The 21,399-nt window shown below is 73.2% G+C and carries 16 protein-coding genes and 1 pseudogene; 8 read left to right on the forward strand and 9 right to left on the reverse strand.

Annotated features, from left to right (window positions below; all coding sequences use genetic code 11):
* The first annotated feature begins 1 nt into the window (after position 1).
* The 5 genes from ACIQE0_RS05860 (at position 2) to ACIQE0_RS05880 (ending at position 5,010) form a co-directional block, all read left to right on the forward strand.
* Positions 2–1,186, forward strand: coding sequence for a helix-turn-helix domain-containing protein (locus ACIQE0_RS05860; RefSeq protein ID WP_366335754.1), 1,185 nt, complete (start codon positions 2–4; stop codon positions 1,184–1,186).
* Between the two features lie 89 nt (positions 1,187–1,275).
* Positions 1,276–2,229 carry an ACP S-malonyltransferase gene (locus ACIQE0_RS05865; RefSeq protein ID WP_402329365.1) on the forward strand — a complete coding sequence of 318 codons (954 nt, stop codon included), beginning with the start codon at positions 1,276–1,278 and terminating at the stop codon, positions 2,227–2,229.
* A 13-nt stretch (positions 2,230–2,242) separates the two neighbouring features.
* Positions 2,243–3,289, forward strand: a complete 1,047-nt coding sequence (locus tag ACIQE0_RS05870; protein WP_366335758.1) for a ketoacyl-ACP synthase III — start codon at positions 2,243–2,245, stop codon at positions 3,287–3,289.
* 109 nt (positions 3,290–3,398) lie between these two features.
* Positions 3,399–3,647, forward strand: a complete 249-nt coding sequence (locus ACIQE0_RS05875) for an acyl carrier protein (RefSeq protein WP_366335759.1) — start codon at positions 3,399–3,401, stop codon at positions 3,645–3,647.
* A 76-nt stretch (positions 3,648–3,723) separates the two neighbouring features.
* On the forward strand, positions 3,724–5,010 hold the full coding sequence (locus tag ACIQE0_RS05880) for a beta-ketoacyl-[acyl-carrier-protein] synthase family protein (protein ID WP_366335761.1): 1,287 nt from the start codon (positions 3,724–3,726) through the stop codon (positions 5,008–5,010).
* Positions 5,011–5,095: 85 nt separating this feature from the next.
* Here ACIQE0_RS05880 and ACIQE0_RS05885 read toward each other — a convergent pair whose 3' ends face one another.
* Positions 5,096–5,986 carry an NAD(P)-dependent oxidoreductase gene (locus ACIQE0_RS05885; RefSeq protein WP_366335763.1) on the reverse strand — a complete coding sequence of 297 codons (891 nt, stop codon included), beginning with the start codon at positions 5,984–5,986 and terminating at the stop codon, positions 5,096–5,098.
* Between the two features lie 98 nt (positions 5,987–6,084).
* Positions 6,085–6,579 carry a DUF3145 domain-containing protein gene (locus ACIQE0_RS05890; RefSeq protein WP_366335765.1) on the reverse strand — a complete coding sequence of 165 codons (495 nt, stop codon included), beginning with the start codon at positions 6,577–6,579 and terminating at the stop codon, positions 6,085–6,087.
* Between the two features lie 325 nt (positions 6,580–6,904).
* Here ACIQE0_RS05890 and ACIQE0_RS05895 point away from each other — a divergent pair, with 325 nt between their 5' ends.
* Positions 6,905–7,846, forward strand: coding sequence for an SGNH/GDSL hydrolase family protein (locus tag ACIQE0_RS05895; RefSeq protein ID WP_402329368.1), 942 nt, complete (start codon positions 6,905–6,907; stop codon positions 7,844–7,846).
* A 197-nt stretch (positions 7,847–8,043) separates the two neighbouring features.
* Positions 8,044–8,745: a DUF4097 family beta strand repeat-containing protein gene (locus ACIQE0_RS05900; protein ID WP_366335769.1), complete on the forward strand. Its 702-nt coding sequence runs from the start codon at positions 8,044–8,046 to the stop codon at positions 8,743–8,745.
* On the opposite strand, the gene ACIQE0_RS05905 is transcribed toward ACIQE0_RS05900, so the two are convergent.
* On the reverse strand, positions 8,732–11,350 hold the full coding sequence (locus tag ACIQE0_RS05905) for a beta-glucosidase (protein WP_402329370.1): 2,619 nt from the start codon (positions 11,348–11,350) through the stop codon (positions 8,732–8,734). The two genes, ACIQE0_RS05900 and ACIQE0_RS05905, sit on opposite strands and share 14 nt — an antisense overlap.
* Before the next feature lie 531 nt (positions 11,351–11,881).
* Here ACIQE0_RS05905 and ACIQE0_RS05910 point away from each other — a divergent pair.
* Positions 11,882–13,384, forward strand: a complete 1,503-nt coding sequence (locus ACIQE0_RS05910) for a nitrilase-related carbon-nitrogen hydrolase (RefSeq protein WP_402329372.1) — start codon at positions 11,882–11,884, stop codon at positions 13,382–13,384.
* Between the two features lie 344 nt (positions 13,385–13,728).
* On the opposite strand, the gene rbsK is transcribed toward ACIQE0_RS05910, so the two are convergent.
* The 6 genes and pseudogenes from rbsK to ACIQE0_RS05940 form a co-directional block, all read right to left on the reverse strand.
* Complete coding sequence (gene rbsK / locus ACIQE0_RS05915) at positions 13,729–14,649, reverse strand: ribokinase (protein ID WP_366335774.1); 921 nt, start codon at positions 14,647–14,649, stop codon at positions 13,729–13,731.
* Positions 14,650–14,786: 137 nt separating this feature from the next.
* Positions 14,787–16,696 (reverse strand): annotated as a pseudogene (locus ACIQE0_RS05920) (substrate-binding domain-containing protein).
* Between the two features lies 1 nt (position 16,697).
* Complete coding sequence (locus ACIQE0_RS05925; RefSeq protein WP_402329374.1) at positions 16,698–18,335, reverse strand: sugar ABC transporter ATP-binding protein; 1,638 nt, start codon at positions 18,333–18,335, stop codon at positions 16,698–16,700.
* A 164-nt stretch (positions 18,336–18,499) separates the two neighbouring features.
* On the reverse strand, positions 18,500–19,501 hold the full coding sequence (locus ACIQE0_RS05930; RefSeq protein ID WP_402329376.1) for a LacI family DNA-binding transcriptional regulator: 1,002 nt from the start codon (positions 19,499–19,501) through the stop codon (positions 18,500–18,502).
* Positions 19,502–19,780: 279 nt separating this feature from the next.
* Entirely contained in the window at positions 19,781–20,209 is a 429-nt protein-coding gene (locus ACIQE0_RS05935; protein WP_366335780.1) for an organic hydroperoxide resistance protein, read from the reverse strand.
* Positions 20,210–20,342: 133 nt separating this feature from the next.
* On the reverse strand, positions 20,343–21,365 hold the full coding sequence (locus tag ACIQE0_RS05940) for an NADP-dependent oxidoreductase (RefSeq protein ID WP_402329379.1): 1,023 nt from the start codon (positions 21,363–21,365) through the stop codon (positions 20,343–20,345).
* Between the last annotated feature and the right edge of the window lie 34 nt (positions 21,366–21,399).

A 21,399-nucleotide genomic window follows, 5' to 3' on the forward strand; every position in this document is an offset into this window, starting at 1 on the left:
CGTGTCTGAACCCGCATCGCGCGACCCGCACCCACACTCCGCGACCCTCCGGCGGCTGGAGAACTCCTCCGGCAAACTGGCCGCCGCGGCGATCTCCCGTATGGACGCCACGCTGCCGTGGTACCGCGCGATGCCGCCGGAGAACCGCTCCTGGATCGGCCTGGTGGCCCAGGCCGGCATCGCCGCGTTCACCGAGTGGTTCCGGCATCCGGAGACCCCGCAGGCGATCAGCACCGACGTCTTCGGGACGGCCCCGCGCGAGCTGACCCGGGCGATCACCCTGCGGCAGACCGTGGAGATGGTGCGCACCACGATCGAGGTCATGGAGGCCGCGATCGACGACGTCGCGGCGCCGGGCGACGAGTCCGTGCTCCGCGAGGCGCTGCTGGTCTACGCCCGGGAGATCGCGTTCGCCACCGCCCAGGTCTACGCCCAGGCCGCCGAGGCGCGCGGTGCGTGGGACGCCCGCCTGGAGTCCCTGGTGGTCAACGCGGTGCTCTCCGGGGAGGCCGACGAGGGCGCGGTCTCCCGGGCCGCGGCCCTGGGCTGGAACGCGCCGGAGCACGTGTGCGTGGTGCTGGGCACCGCGCCGGACGGTGACAGCGAGCTGACCGTCGAGGCCATCCGGCGGGCCGCCCGGCACGCCAAGCTCCAGGTGCTGACCGGCGTCCTGGGCAGCCGGCTGGTGGTGATCGCCGGCGGTTCGGACGATCCGCTCAAGGCGGCCAAGGCGCTGATCGGCCCGTACGCCGCCGGGCCCGTGGTGGCCGGCCCGGTGGTCGCCGACCTGCTCGGCGCGACCCGCTCCGCGCAGGCCGCGGCCGCCGGACTGCGGGCCTGCGCCGCCTGGCCGGACGCCCCCCGCCCGGTGCTCGCGGACGATCTCCTTCCGGAGCGCGCGATGGCCTCGGACCCGGTGGCGCGCGAGCAGTTGGTGGAGGAGATCTACAGACCGCTGGAAGAGGCGGGGTCGGCGCTGCTGGAGACACTGAGCGTCTATCTGGAGCAGGCCAGCAGCCTGGAGGGCGCCGCCCGGATGCTGTTCGTCCACCCCAACACCGTGCGCTATCGGCTGCGACGTGTGACAGACGTCACCGGCTGGTCGCCGTCCGATGTGCGCTCCGCCTTCACGTTGCGTATCGCGCTGATCCTGGGGCGTCTCGCTGACTGTGAGGCCCAACCCTAGACTTTTGTCGAACGCCAACAATTCCCCCGATGGTTCTTCGTCCCTGTCCCCACGGGCGGGCGGGACCTCCCCCAAGAGAGAGTGTGAGGGTGCTCGTACTCGTCGCTCCCGGCCAAGGCGCTCAGACGCCCGGCTTCCTGACCCCCTGGCTCGACCTCCCCGGGGTCGAGGACCAGCTCCGCGATTGGTCCGCGGCCATCGACCTGGACCTCGTCCACTACGGCACCAAGGCCACCGAAGAGGAGATCCGCGACACCGCCGTGGCGCAGCCGCTGCTGGTGGCCTCCGCCCTGATCTCCGCGCGCCGGCTCTTCCCGACCGCCGGCGACCTCGCCGCGAAGGTCGGTGCGGCGGCCGGCCACAGCGTCGGTGAGCTCGCCGCCGCGGCCCTGACCGGCACCCTCTCCGAGGGCGAGGCGATGGCCCTGGTGCGCCGCCGCGGGCTGGCGATGGCCGAGGCCGCCGCGATCACCGAGACCGGCATGGCCGCGCTGCTCGGCGGCTCCGAGGACGTCGTCCTGCCGCACCTGGAGAAGCTCGGTCTGACCCCGGCGAACGTCAACGGCGCCGGCCAGATCGTCGCCGCGGGCACCGCCGAGCAGATCGCCGCGCTGGTCGAGGACAAGCCCGAGGGCACCCGTCGGGTCGTGCCGCTGAAGGTGGCCGGCGCGTTCCATACTCACCACATGGCACCCGCCGTCTCGGCTCTGGAAGCCGCGGTCGCCGAACTCTCCCCGGCCGACCCGCACCCCCGTTACGTCTCCAACAAGGACGGCCGGGTGGTCACTTCCGGCCAGGAAGTCGTGCAGCGCCTGGTCGGCCAGGTGGCCAACCCCGTGCGCTGGGACCTGTGCATGGAGACCTTCAAGGAACTCGGCGTCACCGCGCTCATCGAGGCCGCGCCCGGCGGCACCCTGACCGGCCTGGCCAAGCGCGCCCTGCCCGGCGTGCGGACCCTCGCCCTGAAGACGCCCGCCGACCTCGACGCGGCCCGTGAGCTGATCGCCACCACGGCGAACGCCGCCGCAGCATCCGCCGAATAGGAGCCCGTAGCGCATGACCTCGAAGATCAAGCCCGCCAAGGGCGCCCCGTACGCGCGGATCATGGGCGTCGGCGGCTACCGCCCGACCCGTGTCGTGCCCAACGAGGAGATCCTCAAGCACATCGACTCGTCCGACGAGTGGATCCGGTCGCGGTCGGGCATCGCCACGCGCCACTGGGCGGGCCCCGAGGAGACCGTCGCGACCATGGCGGTCGAGGCGTCCGGCAAGGCCATCGCGGACGCCGGCATCACGCCCGAGCAGATCGGCGCGGTGGTCGTCTCCACCGTCTCGCACTTCAAGCAGACCCCGGCCATCGCGACCCGGATCGCGCACCTCGTCGGTGCCGGCAAGCCGGCCGCCTTCGACATCTCCGCGGGCTGCGCCGGCTTCGGCTACGGGCTGACGCTGGCCAAGGGGATGATCACCGAGGGCTCCGCCGAGTACGTCCTGGTGATCGGCGTCGAGCGGCTCTCGGACCTGACGAACCTCAAGGACCGTGCGACGGCCTTCCTGTTCGGCGACGGCGCCGGCGCGGTGATCGTGGGCCCGTCCAAGGAGCCGGCGATCGGCCCGACGGTCTGGGGCTCGGAGGGCGACAAGTCCGACACCATCATGCAGACCGTCCCCTGGGACGCGTACCGCCCGACCCCGAAGCCCGGTGGCGACGGACCGGAGGAGCGGCCCGCCCTTGAGGAGGTCCCCTACCCCGCCATCACCCAGGAGGGCCAGGCGGTCTTCCGGTGGGCGGTGTTCGAGATGGCGAAGGTCGCCCAGCAGGCGCTGGACGAGGCCGGAGTCAGCCCGGACGACCTGGACGTCTTCATTCCGCACCAGGCCAACATGCGGATCATCGACTCGATGGTGAAGACTCTGAAGCTGCCGGAGAGCGTCATGGTCGCCCGGGACGTGGAGACCACCGGCAACACCTCGGCCGCCTCGATTCCGCTCGCCATGGAGCGGCTGCTGGCGACCGGGCAGGCCAAGAGCGGGGACACCGCGCTGGTCATCGGCTTCGGGGCGGGTCTCGTGTACGCCGCGACGGTCGTTACTCTCCCCTAGGCAGGATCTGCGCAGTCCGGCACCGAGCACGAGGTACCGGCCGCTGTGCGGGCCTTCACCGCTTCACCGTTACATCAAGCAGTTTCCCGCTATTTGAAGGAGCGCCATCATGGCCGCCACTCAGGAAGAGATCGTCAAGGGTCTCGCCGAGATCGTCAACGAGATCGCCGGCATCCCCACCGAGGACGTCCAGCTGGACAAGTCCTTCACCGACGACCTGGACGTCGACTCGCTGTCCATGGTCGAGGTCGTCGTCGCCGCCGAAGAGCGCTTCGACGTCAAGATCCCCGACGACGACGTCAAGAACCTCAAGACCGTCGGCGACGCGACCGACTACATCCTCAAGCACCAGTCCTGATCTGGCGCAGCGCATGTCGCCACCCCGCGGTGGCGCCGTCGATTCAGACCCCTCTACCCGTGGAGTAAGAATTCCCGTGAACGCGACCAATCGCACCGTGGTCGTCACCGGTATCGGCGCAACCACACCGCTGGGTGGCGACAGCGCTACGACCTGGGAGGGCCTGCTCGCCGGCCGTTCCGGCGTGACCCCCCTGGAACAGGAATGGGCGGCCGAGCTGCCCGTCCGCATCGCCGCGCAGGCGGCGGTGGACCCGGCCGAGACGCTGCCCCGGGCCCAGGCCCGCAAGCTCGACCGGTCGGCGCAGTTCGCGCTGATCGCGGCCCGTGAGGCATGGGCGGACGCCGGCTTCACCGTCAAGGCCGGCGAGCCGGACACCGCAGCCGGCCCGGCCGGCTCGGTCAACCCCGACCGCCTCGGCACCGTCATCGCCTCCGGCATCGGCGGCGTGACCACGCTCCTGGGCCAGTACGACATCCTCCGGGAGAAGGGCGTCCGCCGGGTCTCCCCGCACACCGTGCCGATGCTGATGCCCAACGGGCCGTCGGCCAACGTCGGTCTGGACGTCAACGCCCGCGCCGGTGTGCACACCCCGGTGAGCGCCTGCGCCTCCGGCTCGGAGGCCATCGGCTACGCCATCGAGATGATCCGTACGGGTCGCGCCGACATCGTCGTCGCGGGCGGTACGGAGGCGGCCATCCACCCGCTGCCGATCGCCGCGTTCGGCAACATGATGGCGATGTCGAAGAACAACGACGACCCGCAGGGCGCCTCCCGTCCGTTCGACACCGAGCGCAACGGCTTCGTCCTCGGTGAGGGCGCCGGCGTGATCGTCCTGGAGTCGGCCGAGCACGCCGCCAAGCGCGGCGCCCGGGTCTACGCCGAGGCGGTCGGCCAGGGCATCTCCGCCGACAGCCACGACATCGTGCAGCCGGAGCCGTCCGGCAACGGCATCGCACACGCGCTGCAGAACCTCCTCGACAACAGCGACCTGGCCGCGTCCGAGATCGTGCACGTCAACGCGCACGCCACCTCGACGCCGCAGGGCGACCTCGCCGAGCTGAAGGCGCTGCGCAAGGTCTTCGGCGACGACGTGGACCACATGGCGGTCTCCGCCACCAAGTCGATGACCGGTCACCTCCTGGGCGGCGCGGGCGGCGTGGAGACGGTCGCCACCATCCTGGCGCTGTACCACCGGACGGCCCCGCCGACCATCAACATCGAGAACCTCGACCCCGAGGTGGAGGCGGACATCGTCCGCGACGAGCCCCGGACGCTGCCGGCCGAGGGCCGGATCGCGGCGCTGAACGACTCGTTCGGCTTCGGCGGCCACAACGTGGTCCTCGCCTTCCGCACGGCCTGAAGGCACGGCCCCAAGGGGTAGACGTTTCGAGGGCCCGCCCGGTCTGGACGACCGGGCGGGCCCTCGTGCTCCGGGTGACGGCCGATCAGCCGTCGAAGCTGGCGAAGTACGCGGCCACGCCGTCCTCGCCGCCGTGGCCCTGCGCCTCGGCCCGGCGCAGGCGTTCAGCGGTGGCGGCCGCCAGGTCCATCCGTACGCCGGCGGCCTCACCGGCCTCGTTGATCAGCCGGGTGTCCTTGCGCGCCGCGGAGACCGTGAAGCTCGGCTCCAGGTTGCCGGCCAGCAGCAGGTCCGACTTCATCCGCAGATAGGGCATGTCCAGCGAACCGCCGGCGATCGCCTCCAGGAAGGCCCGCGGGTCGACGCCCAACCCCTTGGCGAGCGCCAGGGTTTCACCGGTACCGCCGATGATGGTGAGCACCCAGCTGTTGACGACGAGCTTGAGACGGCTGGCGGCACCGCTCGCGGCGTCGTCACCGACCCACTGGGTGCGGCCCCCCACGATGTCGAAGACCCGCCCGGCGCGCTCGCGCAGCTCCTGCGGCCCGGCCGCCAGGACGATCAACTGCCCCTTCTCGGCAGGCGCCTTGGTGCCCAGTACGGGGGCGTCGACGATCCGGAGGTCCCGTTCGGCGGCGAAGCGGACGAGCGGTTCCAGGGCCGCGGGCCCGACGGTGCTCATCTGGAGCCAGAGAGTGCCGGGCGCGAGGTGCGGGGCGGCCTGCCCCATGGCGTCGAGGGCGGCGGGGCCGTCGAGCAGCATGGTCAGGACGGCATCGGCGCCGTCCACCGCCTCGGCCGGGGTGTCGGCGACCCGGACCCCGTCGGCGGCCAGCGGTTCGGCCTTGGCACGGGTGCGGTTCCAGGCGCGGACGTCCAGCCCGGCGCGAGCGAGGTTGCGGGCCATCGCGGCACCCATGATCCCGGTGCCGAGGACGGCGACGGAGCGGACGGGGGAAGTGTTGTTGTCGGCCATGACGGCACGCTAGGGCTTGGAGCGGACTCGCAGTCAACTGGGCACCGTGTGTCGCGGGATGGCCCCGCACAAGGCTCCGTACGGCCGCGTGCGGGGCGTCAGACGACCTGGTGCAGCCAGCGGACGGGGGCGCCCTCCCCGGCGTACCGGAAGGGCTCCAGCTCGTCGTCCCAGGGCTTGCCGAGCAGCTTGGCGACCTCGGCGGCGAGTTCGGTCTCGCCGTCCGCGGAGCGGGCCACGGCGGCGCGCAGCCGGTCCTCGGGGATGAGGATGTCGCCGTGGATGCCGGTGACGGCGTGGAAGATGCCCAGGTCGGGGGTGGAGCTGTAGCGCTCGCCCTCGGCGGTGGCGCAGGGCTCGGCGGTCACCTCGAAGCGGAGCAGGTGCCAGCCGCGCAGCGCGGAGGCGAGCTTGGAGGCGGTGCCTGCCTCGCCCTGCCAGGAGAACTCCGCTCTCCAGGTGCCGGGCGACGCCGGCTGGCGGATCCAGTCGAGGTTGACGCGCACCCCGAGGACGCCCGCCACTGCCCATTCGACGTGCTGGCACAGTGCGCGCGGAGCAGAGTGGACGTACAGGACTCCACGTGTCATCACCGGGACCTCCCGTGCGGATCGAGGTTCGCCTTCCCCAGCGGCCTCGTGCCCGTTCCGGTCGCGGCCGGGACAGCTGTCGACATTCTGCCCCAGTGATCACTTCGGTACCAGCGTGCGAGGTGACCTACAGTAAACACCACGGGGCGGAATTTGCCGTAAAAGGGACAGGAAATGACGTGTTGTAATTTGTCTCTGCCGACTGCACGTACCGCCTCGGATCACCGACCGGCAGGCGCGGGGCAAAACTACCGCGCGGTGCCGAACCCGAAGTGACGTACCGTCGATACCGAAGAGATATCACTCGCACGCCGGAGGGGGACAGGGGATGACGACGACCACTCGGCCCGTTCGCCCTCGGCGTCACCGCCTCACCGCCCGCGCCGCACTGGCCTCGGCGACGGCCGGCGCGCTGCTGGCCACCCTCACCGCCTGCGGCGACGGCGCCGCACCGCACGGCCGCGCCCCGGTCAAGCCGCCCACCGCGAAACCGGCGCCGACCTGGCGGACGGACCCCCGCTCGATCGCGGCGCTCGGCGACTCCATCACCGTCGGTTTCGACGCCTGCACGGTGCTCTCCGACTGTCCGGAGGTCTCCTGGTCGACGGGCACCAGCCCCAAGGTGAACAGCCTGGCCCGGCGGCTGCTGAAGGAGAAGCCGGCCGCCCACAGCTGGAACTACGCCAGGACCGGCGCCCTGATGAGCGACCTGCCGCAGCAGATCACCCAGGCCGCGGCCCGCAAACCGGAGCTGGTCACGGTCCTGATCGGCGCCAACGACGCCTGCCGCAGCGACGTCCGCGCCATGACCGCGCCGGCCGCCTTCCGCACCGGTTTCGAGCGGTCCATGAAGGCCCTGCGCAAGGCCCTGCCACGCACCCAGGTGTACGTCGCGGCGGTGCCGGACCTGCTGCGGCTGTGGTCCGAGGGACGCAAGAACCCGCTCGGCAAGCAGGTGTGGAAGCTGGGCATCTGCGGGTCGATGCTGCGCGACCCGGACGATCTGGCGAAGCCGGCGCAGGACCGCCGGGCGCTGGTCCGGGAGCGGGTGATGGCGTACAACGCGGCGCTGGCGGACGTCTGCGCCCAGGACGCGCTGTGCCGTTTCGACCGGTCGGTCTTCGACTACCGTTTCACGGGGCAGCAGTTGAGCACCTGGGACTGGTTCCATCCGGGGCTGGGCGGCCAACAGGAGCTGGCGGAGCTGGCGTTCCGGACGGTCACCCGCAAAGAAAACCCCCTGAAGAGTGAGGCCGCGTCAGGGGAATGAGGTGACCCCACCCCCGAGGTGCCTCAGGGGAACCCCTAAGGGCACGGCGGTGCGGGTCATCCCGTGCGGGGAGGGGGAAGTTCATACCGTGCGGCGACGTGTGCGGGGTGCGGGGAGAGGACGATGAAGGTCGAGCGGTTCCGGACCGGTCCGCTCGCTCCGTACCGATTGTTCGCCACTGCCCCGGGGGAATCACCATGGCCCGTCTCCGTGCCGCCCATCTCGTCCTGCCCTGTGCGGCGTTGACACTGCTGACGACCGGCTGCTCGCTGGTGGTGGGCGGCCCGCTCAAGTCCACCCAGCAGACGTACGGCGTCGACGGCACGATCCGCACGGTGTCGGCGACGACGTACGGCGGGGACATCGAGATCGTGCCGGTGGACACCGGCGTCCCGGTCAAGGTGACCGAGAAGTTCAAGTACAACGAGGCCAAGCCGAAGACCACGCACACCGTCAACGACGGCCGGTTGACGCTGACTTCGGAGGACTGCTCGATCGGGCATCACTGCGAGGTGGGCTACCGCGTGCTGCTGCCGCGCAACGCCTCGGTCGACCTGCACACCAGCGGCGGGGACGTCACCGTCCGCGGTGCCGCCGGCGGAATCGCCGCGGAGACCAGCGGCGGCACCATCACCGTCGAGAACACCACGGCCCGCACCGTGAAGCTGAAGACCAGCGGCGGGGACGTGAAGGCCACGCTGGACGCGGTGCCCGACGACGCCTCGGCCCGCACCAGCGGCGGCGACATCACCCTCCGCGTGCCGAAGGGCAGCTACGCCGTCGACGCGGGCACCAGCGGCGGGGACCGCACGGTGTCGGTCCCCACGGACGAGAGCTCGGCGCACAAAATATCCGCGCGGACCAGCGGCGGGAACGTCTCGGTGCTCACTCGGCAGTGATCTGGGCGGCCAGCCGGAGGTCGGCGCTGCTGCGGCCGGCCTCGACGGTGTAGGTGCCCGGGATCCGGCGCCAGCCGCCGTCCGGTTCCGACCAGACCTCGAAGGCGCGTGCCGGCAGCGGGATCTCGGTCTCCGTGCTCTCGCCGGGGCCCGCCTCGACGGTCGCGAAGCCGACCAGCCAGCGGGCCGGGCGCTCCGGCTCGGCGGAGGTGTCGCCGGTCGGCGCGAGGTAGATCTGCACGACCTCGCGTCCGGCGCGGGCGCCGGCGTTGTGCAGGCGGACCCGGACGGAGTCGGGGGTGGTGTCGAGGCACTCGTACTCCCAGTCGGTGTAGCCGAGGCCATGGCCGAAGGGGTAGGCGGGCGCGGTGGTGGTGTGCTGCCAGGCGCGGTAGCCGATGAACGGCCCTTCGGTGTAGTGGAGCGTGCCGTCGGTGGGGGTGACGGTGGTGACCGGGGCGTCGGCCAGGCGGGCCGGCCAGGTGGTGGGGAGGCGGCCGCCCGGTTCGTGGGCGCCGAGCAGGACATCGGCCAGCGCGGACCCGGCCTCCTGACCGGGGAACCAGCTCAGCAGCAGCGCGGGCACCTCGTCGCGCCAGGGCAGTTCCACCGGGGAGCCGGAGTTGACCACCACGACGGTGCGGGGGTTGGCGGCGGCGACCCGGGCGACCAACTCGTCCTGCCGGCCCGGCAGCCGGAGGTCGGTGCGGTCGAATCCCTCCGACTCGACCTCCTCGGTGGTCGCCACGACGACGATCGCGACATCCGCGCCGGCGGCCGCGCGGACCGCCTCCTCGATCTCGGCGTCGCCGTCGAGCTGCGGTTCGCTGTGTCCGAGGACGAAGGTCAGGGCGTCGGCGCCCTCCCCCAGGCCGAGGCTCTGCGGTACGAACCGCAGGGTGAGCGGGAGTTCTTCCCCCTCCGTGAGGTCTGCGCCGATCCGGCGTTCGGCGGGGTTCAGCAGTGCCTCGAAGGGGTCGGCGCCCTCCTGCCCGGCCCCCTCTCCGTCGAAGAGGACCGTGCCGCCGAGGGTCAGCCGGAGCCGCCCGCTGCCGGCCACCGCCAGGGTGTGGGTGCCGCTGGTCCGCGGGGTGAAGCTGCCGGTGAGTTCGACGGCGTGCAGGTTCTGCCGTGTGACGCCGTCGGGGAGGGTACCGAGCGCCTGGACCCTGCCGTCGAACTGCTGGTGCTCGGCGAGCAGTCGGCCGTCGGCGGCGAGGTAGCGGGCGGACAGGGTGAAGCCGTCCCGGGCGTGCGGGACACGGGTCCGCGGGTCGGCGCCGGTCGCGAAGGCCACCTCAACGCCGTCGGGAAGCGCGGCGCGCAGACCCGCGAGCGGGGAGACGATCTGCGCGGGGAAGACGGTGGCGGAGCCGCCGCCGAGCACCCGGGCGTCGCGGGCGGCCGCGCCGATGACGGCGACCCGGCGCAGCGCCGCGGCGTCGAGCGGCAGCACCGGAGCGGCATCCTCCTCCGGTGCCTGGCCCGGCGGCTCGTTGCGCAGCAGGACGACGGCGCGGCGGGCCACCTCGCGGGCGACGGCCCGCCCGTCGATGCCCTGGGGGACGTCGGCCGGGGCCACCGCGGGCGGCACCCCGTCCAGCGCGCCGGTCCGGGCGGCGAGCACCAGTACCCGGCGCACCGCGGCGTCCACCTCGGTCTCGGCGAGCAGGCCCGCGCGGACGGCCGCCGCGAGCGGGGCGCCGAAGACCGTGCGGGGTCCCGGCATCGCGACGTCCAGGCCACCGCGCAGGGCCCGGACGGTGTGCCGGGCGGCCGTCCAGTCGGAGACGTTGCAGCCGTCGAAGCCCCATTCCCCGCGCAGGACTTCGGTGACGAGGTGGTGGTGTTCGGTCATCGTCGTGCCGTTGACCTGGTTGTAGGCGGTCATGACGCCCCAGGGGCGGGCGTGGGTGACGATGTGCTCGAAGGCGGCGAGATAGAGCTCGCGCAGCGGGCGCGGGGCGATCCGGTTGTCGACCGTGAAGCGGTCGGTCTCGGCGTCGTTGCCGACGAAGTGCTTGACGGTGGTGCCGACGCCGCCCTCCTGCACGCCCCGCACATAGCCCGCGCCGATCATGCCGGTCAGCAGCGGATCCTCGGCATAGCACTCGAAGTGGCGGCCGCCCAGCGGCGAGCGGTGCAGGTTGACGGTCGGCGCCAGCAGGACGTGCACGCCCTTGCGGCGGGCCTCCTGGGCGAGCAGCCTGCCGGCGCGGCGGGCGAGTTCGGGGTCCCAGGTGGCGGCCAGGGCGGTGGGGCTGGGCAGTGCCACCGACGGGTCCTCCGCGCTCCACAGCCGGCCACGGACCCCGATCGGTCCGTCCGACATCACCAGCGAGCGCAGTCCGATGGCGGGCACCGCCGGCAGGCTCCACATGTCCTGCCCGGAGAGCAGTCGGGCCTTGGTGTCGAGGTCGAGTGCGCCAAGTGCCCGCTCCACCACGGCGGAATAGTCGGGGGAGTTGACCCCGGACGCGGAGTCGGAGCCGGGCCGCGAGTCGGGGGCAGAGCCGGCGCCGGGTCCGGCGCCGGGGTCGGACTCGGTGTCGGGGGCGGGGTGGGGGTCGCGGGTGGCGTGATGGGCGTGCGGCTGATCGGTCATATGCGGCGCTCCCTTGCGTCATGCGTCGAAGTGCGGACCCCGGGCCGCATTCTGGTCCTCATACCGGACGGCAGGTAAGTGTCGTCACCCCTCCGTTATTCATGTGTCATGAGTGATAGGTGAGTTCAGGGGGAGAGTTGCGCCGGCTGGTGTGTGGACGAGAGCGGGATGTGGCCGGCAGTTCCCGAGGTGCAGGCGGGGGCCGTGGGAGGCGCGGTGCGCGAGGCGGGGGTCGGCGTCGGGCGGGGGGCGTACCGCGTGACGCGTCGGAGGCCGCCGCGGACCGGAGGCTCAGGGCCTGTCCGATGGGGCGGGCAGGCCCTGGCCAGGACCTGTCGGCGCACTCCCTTCTGCCGTGCGGTGCGCGGTGCGCGGCACGCCGTGAGGACACACCGTCCGGTCCGCGCTCCGGGCGGGCAACGGGAGTTCGGCGTCGGGGCCCGGCAACGCGCCGTGCCGAACGCGGCTGCCGCGGGCGGGAGTTATCCACAGGCCGCCGCGGGTGGAGGGCGGGGCGGGCATCATGGGCGCATGATCATTGCTGCCGCACAATTCCCCTCCGTACCAGGCGAGATCGCCGCCAACGCCACGCGGATGGCCGGGCTCATCGCGGAGGCCGCCGAGCGCGGCGCCGGGCTGGTGGTCTTCGCCGAACTGGCGCTGACCCACTACGACCTCCCGCTGATCGCCGCCGACCCGACGGGCCTGGCGGTGCTGCCGGACGACCCCCGGCTGGCGCCGATACGCGAAGCATGCCGGGCGGCCGGCGTCGCGGCGGTGGTCAACGGCCCCGGGCGCGGCGCCGGGGACGGCGCGAAGCCCACCATCGCGAGCTTCGTCTACGGACCGGACGGCTCCCTGCTCACCCGTTATGACAAGCGTCATCTGGCGGAGACCGAGAGCGCGGTGTTCGCACCGGGTACCGAGCACGGTCGGTTCACGCTCGGCGGGATCCGGTTCGCGCTCGCCACCTGCTTCGACAACTCCTTCCCCGAGGTGCCGGAGCGGGCCGCGGCGGACGGCTGCCGGGTGTATCTGTCCAGCGCGTTCCACAGCGAGGGGGAACGGGTGGCGCAATACAGCGAGTTGGCGCGCACGTACGGGCTGCACGTGCTGCTGGCCAACGGCATCGGGACCGGAAGCCCCGGGCCGGCCGCGGGGCTCAGCGGCTGCTGGCTGCCGTCCGGTGAGCGGGTGGGAGCGGCCGCCGAGGGGCCGGGCGGTGACGGCGCCGAGCTGGTGCTGAGCGACGTCCGGGACGCGATCACGCTGATGGCCGACCCGGCCGTGGCCGCGGTGCCGGTCCGGGAGTGCGGCGAGCCGCTGGTGGATGTGCGCATCGCGGCGCCCGGGCTGCTGGTGGGCGACGTCGAGGGCGAGGCGCCAGTCGAGGGTGAGGGCGGCGCGTTCGCGCAGCTGCGGGAGGGGGTGGTGCGGCGGCTGCTGGCGGCGCAGGAGGCGCTGCCGGACGGGCTGCGGCTCCGGTTCGTGGAGGGCTACCGTCCGCCGGCCCTCCAGCGCCACTACTTCACGCGGTACGGGAACGGACTCCGGGCCGCCCATCCCGACTGGGACGACGCGCGGATCCAGCGGGCGGCCAGCCGTTTTGTGTCCCCGCCGGAGATCGCCCCGCACAGCGCGGGTGGCGCGGTGGACCTCACCCTGGTCACGGCGGACGGCGCCGAGGTCGACATGGGGACACCGATCGACGCGTCCCCGGAGGAGAGCGGCGGTGCGTGCTACACCTCCGCACCGGGCCTGACGCCCACGGCCCGCGCCAACCGGCGGATTCTCGCCGCCGCGCTGCGCGGGGCGGGCCTGGTCAACTACCCGACCGAGTGGTGGCACTGGTCCTACGGCGACCGCTACTGGGCGCTGGCGACGGGTGCCGAGCACGCGCTGTACGGGCCGCGGGAGCTCGGCGGCGCGGAGACCGCGGCCTGGGCTGAGGGTGGGATCAGTGCGCCCGGCGGCGACGGAACGGGCGGCGGGAGCGGTGTGAAGGCCACGGCGGACGCGGGAGTCGAGCGGTGAGGTACGGGCGGGGCCGTCGGGGCGGGGCGGGGTGGCGGGCAACCGCCGTACCGCACCGCGTCGTCGGCCCCGCCTGCCCCGGGCCCATCGGCTCATCCGCGTCCGCGGGGGCGGGCTCGCCGGCGGGGTCGGGCTCGCCCGGTTCGCGCGGCACGCTCACCGCGGACGTCTTGCCCAGCTCACCCGGCTCGCCTGGATCGTCCAGCCCGGTCGACCCGCTCGGCGCGTCCGGCCCAGTCGCCTCAGCCGACCCAACCAGCTCAGTAAGCCCGGTCGCTTCAGTCAACCCGGTCGACTCCGCCGGCCCGGTCGGCTCAGCCCCCGGCTCCCCCGCCCCGCCCGTCTCAGGGCTGCTCGGGCGGCTCCGGCAGGTGGGCCAGTTCGTCGGCCGTGGGGTACGACGGCTGTGCGCCCGGCTTGGTGACGGCGGCGGCGCCGACGCGTACGGCGAAGCGGGCCGCCTCGGGGAGGGTGGCGCCCGCGGCCAGCCGGGTGGCCAGGGCGCCGGTGAAGGCGTCGCCGGCGCCCGTGGTGTCCACGGCCTCGACCCGGACGCCCGGGACGGCGGTGGTGCCGGAGGCGTCCAGCACCAGCGCGCCGTCGCCGCCGAGGGTCACCACGACCGAGCGGGCGCCGCGCTCGCGCAGTGCGGCCGCCCACTCGGCGGGGCTGCCGTCGGTGCGGCCGGACAGCTGCCGGGCCTCGTGCTCGTTGACGACCAACGGGTCGGCCGCGGCCAGGAGTTCGCCGTCGAGGTCCGCCGGCGCCGGGGAGGGGTTGAGGACGACGCGGGTGCCGGCCTCCTCGGCGGCCACGGTGGCCGCCCGCACGGTCTCCAGCGGGATCTCCAGTTGCAGGGAGACCACCGCGGAGGCCGCGATGACGTCCTTGGCGGCGGCCACGTCGTCCGGGGTGAGGGCGGCGTTGGCGCCCGGCGAGACGACGATGCTGTTGTCGCCGTCCGGGTCCACGATGATCATCGCGGTGCCGGTGCGGGCGCTCTCGTCCACGATGACGGGGGTGACGTCGGTGCCCGCGGCGCGCTGGGCGGCCAGCAGCAGTTCACCGTAGGCGTCCCCGCCGACCCGGGCCAGCAGGGCGGTGCGGCCGCCGATCCGGGCCGCCGCGGCCGCCTGGTTGGCGCCCTTGCCGCCGGCCGACTCGACCAGGTCCGTGCCGAGCACGGTCTCCCCCGCGCCGGGCCGCCTTGTCACTCGCACGGTCAGGTCCGCGTTGGCCGAGCCGACCACCAGGACGTCGTACATGCGCCGTTCCTCTTCTTCTCTGTCCGGGCGTCGTCCGCTTGTGTCCATACGCCGCCTGCCGTTCTGTCTTCCTGCCTGCCGCCGACCGGTGGGCACCGGCGGCGGTCGGCCCGCCCCGGTGCCCACCGGCGGCACCGTCAGCCGCCGAACGCGGCCGCGTTGGCCGCCGTCACCAGCACCACCGGCACCTTGACCGTCCGCGGCAGCCGTTCACCGCGGGCCGCCTTCAGCGCCCAATCCACGGCCTGCTTGCCGAGGAGCTCGGGCTGCTGGGCGACGGTGGCGGTCAGGGTGCCGGCGCGGACGGCCCGGACCCCGTCCGGGGTGCCGTCGAACGCCACCACCTTCACGTCCTTGCCGGAGCGCGCCCCCAGCGCCTTGGAGGCGCCGAGCGCCATCTCGTCGTTGGCGGCGAACACCCCGCCGATGTCGCGGTGTGCCTGGAGCATATTGGACATCACGTCCATGCCCTTGGTGCGGTCGAAGTCCGCGGGCTGCCGGGCGACGACTTCGATGCCGGGGTACTGCTTGATGCCCTCCTCGAAACCCCGGCCGCGTTCCCGGGCGGCGGAGGTGCCGGGCTGGCCTTCGAGGAAGGCCACCTCGCCCTTGCCGCCGAGCGCCTCGGCCAGGGTCCTCGCGGCGAGCCGGCCGCCGGCGACGTTGTCGGAGGCGATGGTCGAGCCGACCTGCCCGCCGTTGACGCCGCGGTCGATGGAGATCACCGGCACCTCGGCCCGGTTGGCGACGCCGACGGCCGGGACGGCGGCGTCGGAGTCCACCGGGTTGATGATGGCCGCCTTCACCTGCTGGCTGGTGAAGGTCTCCATCTGGTTGATCTGCTGCATCGGGTCGTTCTGCGCATCGGTGATGTTGATGTGCAGTCCGCGGGCGTCCGCCTCGGCCTGCGCGCCTTTCTTGATGCCGACGAAGAACGGGTTGTTCATCGTGGACAGGGCCAGCCCGAGGTCGGTGTCGCCGCCGCGGTCGCAGCCGGTCAGGGCGAGGGCGCCGGCCGCCAGGGCCGCGCCGAGCAGAGCGGTGCGCCGTCTCATCGCGCGCTCCGGCGCCGCAGGGTGTCCAGGAGGACCGCGAGCGCGATCACCAGACCGGTGGCGACCTGCTGCCAGAAGGCGGAGACGCTCAGCAGGTTCAGGCCGTTGCGCAGCACCGCGAGGATCAGCGCGCCGATCAGGGTGCCGGACGCCTTGCCGGAGCCGCCGGAGAGGCTGGCCCCGCCGATGACGACGGCGGCGATCGCGTCGAGTTCGTAGCCGCTCGCGGCCTGCGGCTGGGCGGAGGTCAGCCGGGCCGCCAGCACGATGCCGGCGACGGCGGCGAACAGCCCGGACAGCGCGTAGACGACGAGCTTGCGGCGCTTGACGTCGATGCCGGAGAGGCGGGCCGCCTCCTCGTTGCCGCCGATCGCGAACATCGCGCGGCCGGTGTACGTGCGAGCCAGGACCAGCGCGGCGATCAGCCCCATGGCGATCATCACCAGGACCGGTACCGGCAGCCAGCCGCCCAGGGTGTCACCGAGCGCGTTGACCGCTCCGGGGAAGGGGATCGGCGAGCCGCCGGAGATGACCAGGGACAGGCCGCGGCCGACCGACAGCATCGCCAGGGTGGCGATGAAGGCGGGCAGCCGGCCGTAGGCGACCAGGGCGCCGGAGAGCAGTCCGGACGCCGCGCCGACCGCGAGGCCGAGCAGCACCGCGAGCCAGACCGGCAGTCCCTCGCCGGTGGCGGCCCAGGCGACGACGGTGGCGGACAGTGCGGCGACCGAGCCGACCGACAGGTCGATGCCGGCCGAGACGATCACGAAGGTGACGCCGAAGGCCAGGATCGCGGTGACCGAGGCCTGGACGCCGACGTTGAGGAGGTTCTGCCCGTTGAGGAAGTCCCCGGACAGCACCGCCATCACCACGACCAGGGCGATCAGGCCGCCGAGCGGGCCGTTGCGCAGCACGGCCCGGGAGAACCACGGCCCGAAGCCGTCCGGGGCCGGGCCCCCGTCCGCCGCCCGTGGGGCGGCTGCCGTCTTCACCTCAGCGGACATCGGAGCCCTCCATTGCGCTCTCGTTCGTGTGCGTGCCCTCGGGGGCGCCGTGCGGGGACTGGAGCGCCAGCTCCATCACGGCGTCCTGGGTGGCCTCGTCGGCGGGCAGTTCGCCGGTCAGCCGGCCCTGTGCCATCACCAGCACCCGGTCGCTCATGCCGAGCACCTCGGGCAGGTCGCTGGAGATCATCAGCACCCCGCAGCCAGCCGCGGTCAGCTCGTTGACGAGCTGGTAGATCTCGACCTTGGCGCCGACGTCGATACCGCGCGTCGGCTCGTCCAGGATCAGCAGCCGGGTCTGCGCCAGCAGCCACTTGCCGATGACGATCTTCTGCTGGTTGCCGCCGGAGAGGGTGCGGGCGTGCTGCCCCAGACCGCTCATCCGGACCTTCAACTGCTCGGCGACGGCGGCCGCTTCGCGCCGCTGGCCGCGCCGGTCGACCAGCCCGCGGCGGGTGTCCCGGTCGAGCCGGGCCAGCGTCAGGTTGTCCTGCAACGAGGCGTCCAGCACCAGGCCCTGGCCCTTGCGGTCCTCGGGCACCAGGCCCAGCCCGGCCCGCATCGCGGCCCGGACGTCGCCGGCGGCCAGCCGCTCGCCGGCCACCTCGACGGTGCCCGCGTCGTAGCGGTCCACGCCGAAGACCGCCCGGGCGACCTCGGTGCGGCCGGCGCCGACCAGTCCGGCCAGCCCGACCACCTCGCCGGCCCGGACCTCGAAGTCGACGCCCTCGAAGACCGGCCGGGCCGGGCCGCCGCCGCTGCCCCTGGCACCGTGCCGGGTCAGCCCGCGGACCCGCAGCAGCGGCGCCCCCGGTTCGTCGGGGCGGCGTCGCGGGTACTGCTCGGCGATGTCCCGGCCGACCATCAGCCGGATCAGTTCGTCCTCGCCGGTGCCGGCGGGCACCTCGTCGACGGAGCGGCCGTCGCGCAGCACGGTGACCCGGTCGCCGAGGGCGCCGATCTCTTCGAGGTGGTGGGTGATGAAGATGATGCCGACGCCGGCGTCGCGCAGTTCGCGGACGATGCCGAAGAGCGTCTCCACCTCCTCGGAGGTGAGCACCGCGGTCGGCTCGTCCATGATCAGGATGCGGGCGTCCAGGCTGAGCGCCTTGGCGATCTCCACCATCTGGAGCCGGGCGATGCCGAGTTCGGCGACCGGGGTGTTCGGGGAGACGTCCAGGCGCACCCGGCGCAGCAGTTCGGCGGCGCGGGCCCGCATGGTCTTCCTGTCGACCAGGCCGAGCGCGGTGCGGGGCTGGCGGCCGAGGAAGATGTTCTCGGCGACGGTCAGCCCGGGGACGAGGTTGAACTCCTGGTAGATGGTGGCGATGCCGAGCCGTTCGGCGTCCTGGGCGGAGCGGATCTGCACCTCGCGGAGCCCGTCGGACGCGCCGCCGGTGCCCGGGTGGACGAGGATGCGGCCGCTGTCCGGGCGGTGGGCGCCGGAGAGCATCTTGATCAGGGTGCTCTTGCCCGCCCCGTTCTCGCCGAGCAGGACGTGCACCTCGCCGGCGCGCAGGCTCATGTCGACGCCGTCCAGCGCGCGGACGCCGGGGAACGCCTTGGTCACCCCCTCGACGCGCAGCAGTTCGCGGCCGTCCGGTACGTCGTCGTTGACGCCGGTCATGCGCTGCCCCTCTCTTCCTCGGTCGGTTTCCTCGGTCGGATTGCCCGGCGGGCCGGTTCTCCGGTGGCTTACCCGGCGGCCGGTCGGCATGCGTACGGGCCCGGTGGTGCGGGCGGTTCTGGCCGGCCGGGACCGTTCCGGTTCCGGCGGGTGGGCAGGTGTGGTCAGTGGGCGGGGGATTCGCCGCAGGAGCGGCGCGGCACCAGACGGGCGGGCAGCAGCACCGACCCGGTGGGGCGCCCCTCGATGCGCTCCAGCAGGGTGTGGACGGCGGCCCGGCCGAGTTCGCGGGTGGGCTGGGCGATGGCGGTCAGCGGCGGGTCGGTGTGCGCGAACCACGGCACGTCGTCGTAGACCACCAGCGCCATGTCGTCGGGGACGCACAGGCCGCGGGCGCGGAGTTCGTCCATCGCGCCGAGCGCCATCAGGTTGTCGGTGGCCAGCACCGCGTCCGGCGGTTCGGGGAGGTCCAGGAAGCCGCTCATCACCCGACGGCCGCCGGCCGGTTGGAGGTCGGGGGCGGCGCCGACCCGCTCGTCGGGCAGGGCGATGCCGTGTGCGGCCAGGGCCGAGCGGAAGAGTGCCAGGCGCTCCTCGCCGGTGGGGGTGCCGGCCGGCGCGACGATGATCGCGGGGCGGCGGCGGCCGAGCGCGGCGAGGTGGGCGGCGAGGTCGGTGAGCGCGGCCCGGCCGTCGGCGCGCACGCAGGGGGCGTCGATGCCGGGGACCGCGCGGTCCAGCAGGACCAGCGGGGTGCCGGAGGCGACGACCTCGCCGAGCATCGCCGAACCGGTGCCGGCCGAGCTGACCAGCAGGCCGTCGATCCGGCGGTCGAGCAGGGTGCGGATGTAGTCGTCCTGCTGGGCGGGGCGTTCGCCGGCGTTGCCGATGACCAGGCTGTAGCCGAGGCCGCGAGCGGCGTCCTCGACGGCGTCGGCCAGCTCGGTGAAGAACGGGTTGGTGAGGTCGCTGATCACCAGGCCGAGCGCGCCGGTGCGGGCGGTACGCAGGGCGCGGGCGACGTTGTTGGGGCGGTAGCCCAGGTCCCGCACGGCGGCGAGCACCCGCTCGCGGGTCTCGGCGACCGGACTGTTGCCGTTGAGGACCCGGGAGACGGTGGCGACGGAGACCCCCGCCCGCTCCGCCACATCCTTGATGTTCGCCATGGCACCGTCGCCGTCCCGCCGTCGTGAAGTCGTGTAATCGATTACGCCTGCTGCGCGAGGGCTACGAAATCGATTACATGGCGGGGCCGTCAAGACTTCGCGAACGTTGCCTGCATCACAGGGGGCGCGGGCAGGGCGGCGGTCGGGGGTGTGGAATCGACGGAGGGCCGCACCCCCGAACGGGGCGCGGCCCTCGTGGCCCTGGCGCCGGTGTCGGTGCCGGAGGCGGCTCGGCCGACCGCCTCAGCCGCCCCGACCGCCTCGACCGGCTCCGCCGGCTCAGGCGACGGTCAGCGTGACCTCGATGTTGCCTCGGGTGGCGTGGGAGTACGGGCACACCTGGTGCGCCTTGCCCACCAGGTCCGCGGCGGTGGCGGCGTCGACGCCGGGGATCGAGGCGACGATCTCGACCGCAAGGCCGAAGGCGCCGTCCGGGGTCTTGCCGATGCCGACCCGGGCGGTCACCCGGGAGCCGGCGACATCGACCTTCTCCCGGCGGGCGACGACGCTGAGGGCACCCTGGAAGCAGGCGCTGTAGCCGGCGGCGAAGAGCTGCTCGGGGTTGGTGCCGGCGCCGCTACCGCCTTGCTCCTCGGGCGGGTTGACGACGACGTCGAGCTTGCCGTCGTCGCTGGCGACGCGGCCGTCGCGGCCGTTCTCCGCGGTGGCGACGGCGGTGTAGACGACGTCGACAGTCTGGATGGACATACCGAATCCTCCTGCTGGTTCGCCGCGACTCGCGCCCACGCGTCGCGACGGCTTGCCGCCGAGCCTAACGGCGGGGGCGCGGCGGCGGGAGGCCGGTCTCACACTGCGGAGGAGGGCGTCGGCCGACTCGCCGTCAGTCCTCCAGACTCACCAGCATCTTCCCGGTGTTGGCGCCGCGGAGCATGCCGAGGAACGCCTCGACGCCGTTCTCGACACCGGAGACCTTGGTCTCGGTGTACTTCAGCTCGCCGGAGCGGATCCAGGCGGAGACCTCCTCGACGAACTGCGGCCGGAGCGCCTGGTGGTCGTTGACCAGCAGCCCCTCCAGGCGGAGGCGCTTGCCGATCACCAGCGGGAGGTTGCGCGGGGCGCAGCTGGGCTCGGTGGCGTTGTACATCGAGATCATGCCGCAAATGGCCGCGCGGCCATGGACGTTGAGCGCGCTGATGGCGGCTTCGAGGTGGTCGCCGCCGACGTTGTCGAAGTAGACGTCGATGCCGTCGGGGGCGGCGGCCTTGAGCTGGCCGGTGACGTCGCCGTTCTTGTAGTTGAAGGCGGCGTCGAAGCCGTACTCCTCGGTCAGCAGGCGGACCTTCTCGTCGGAGCCGGCGGAGCCGATCACGCGCGAGGCGCCCTTGAACCGGGCGATCTGGCCGACCTGGCTGCCCACGGCGCCGGCCGCGCCGGAGACGAAGACGGTGTCGCCCGCCTTGAATTCGGCGACCGAGAGCAGGCCCGCGTACGCGGTCAGGCCCGGCATGCCGAGGACGCCGAGGTAGGCGGTGAGCGGGGCGAGCGAGGCGTCCGCCTTGGCGGCGCGGTCGGCGTCGACGACGGCGTGCTCGCGCCAGCCCAGGCCGTGCAGGACGTGGTCACCGACGGCGAAGCCCTCGGCGCGCGAGGCGAGGACCTCGCCGACCGCGCCGCCGTCCATCGGCTGGTCCAGCTGGAAGGGCGGGACGTAGGACTTCACGTCGTTCATCCGGCCGCGCATGTACGGGTCGACGGAGAAGTAGAGATTCCTGACGAGGATCTGGCCCTCGGCGAGCTCCGGCAGCGCGACCTCGCGCAGCGCGAAGTCGTCGGGGGTGGGCCAGCCCTGCGGGCGGGCGACGAGGTGCCATGCGCGGCTGGACGTCGGCAGCGGTGCGGACATGAGCGCAATCCTCCAAATGCTTCAGATGGTGAAA

Source organism: Streptomyces sp. NPDC093097 (assembly GCF_044754325.1).
GTDB lineage: Bacteria > Actinomycetota > Actinomycetes > Streptomycetales > Streptomycetaceae > Streptomyces.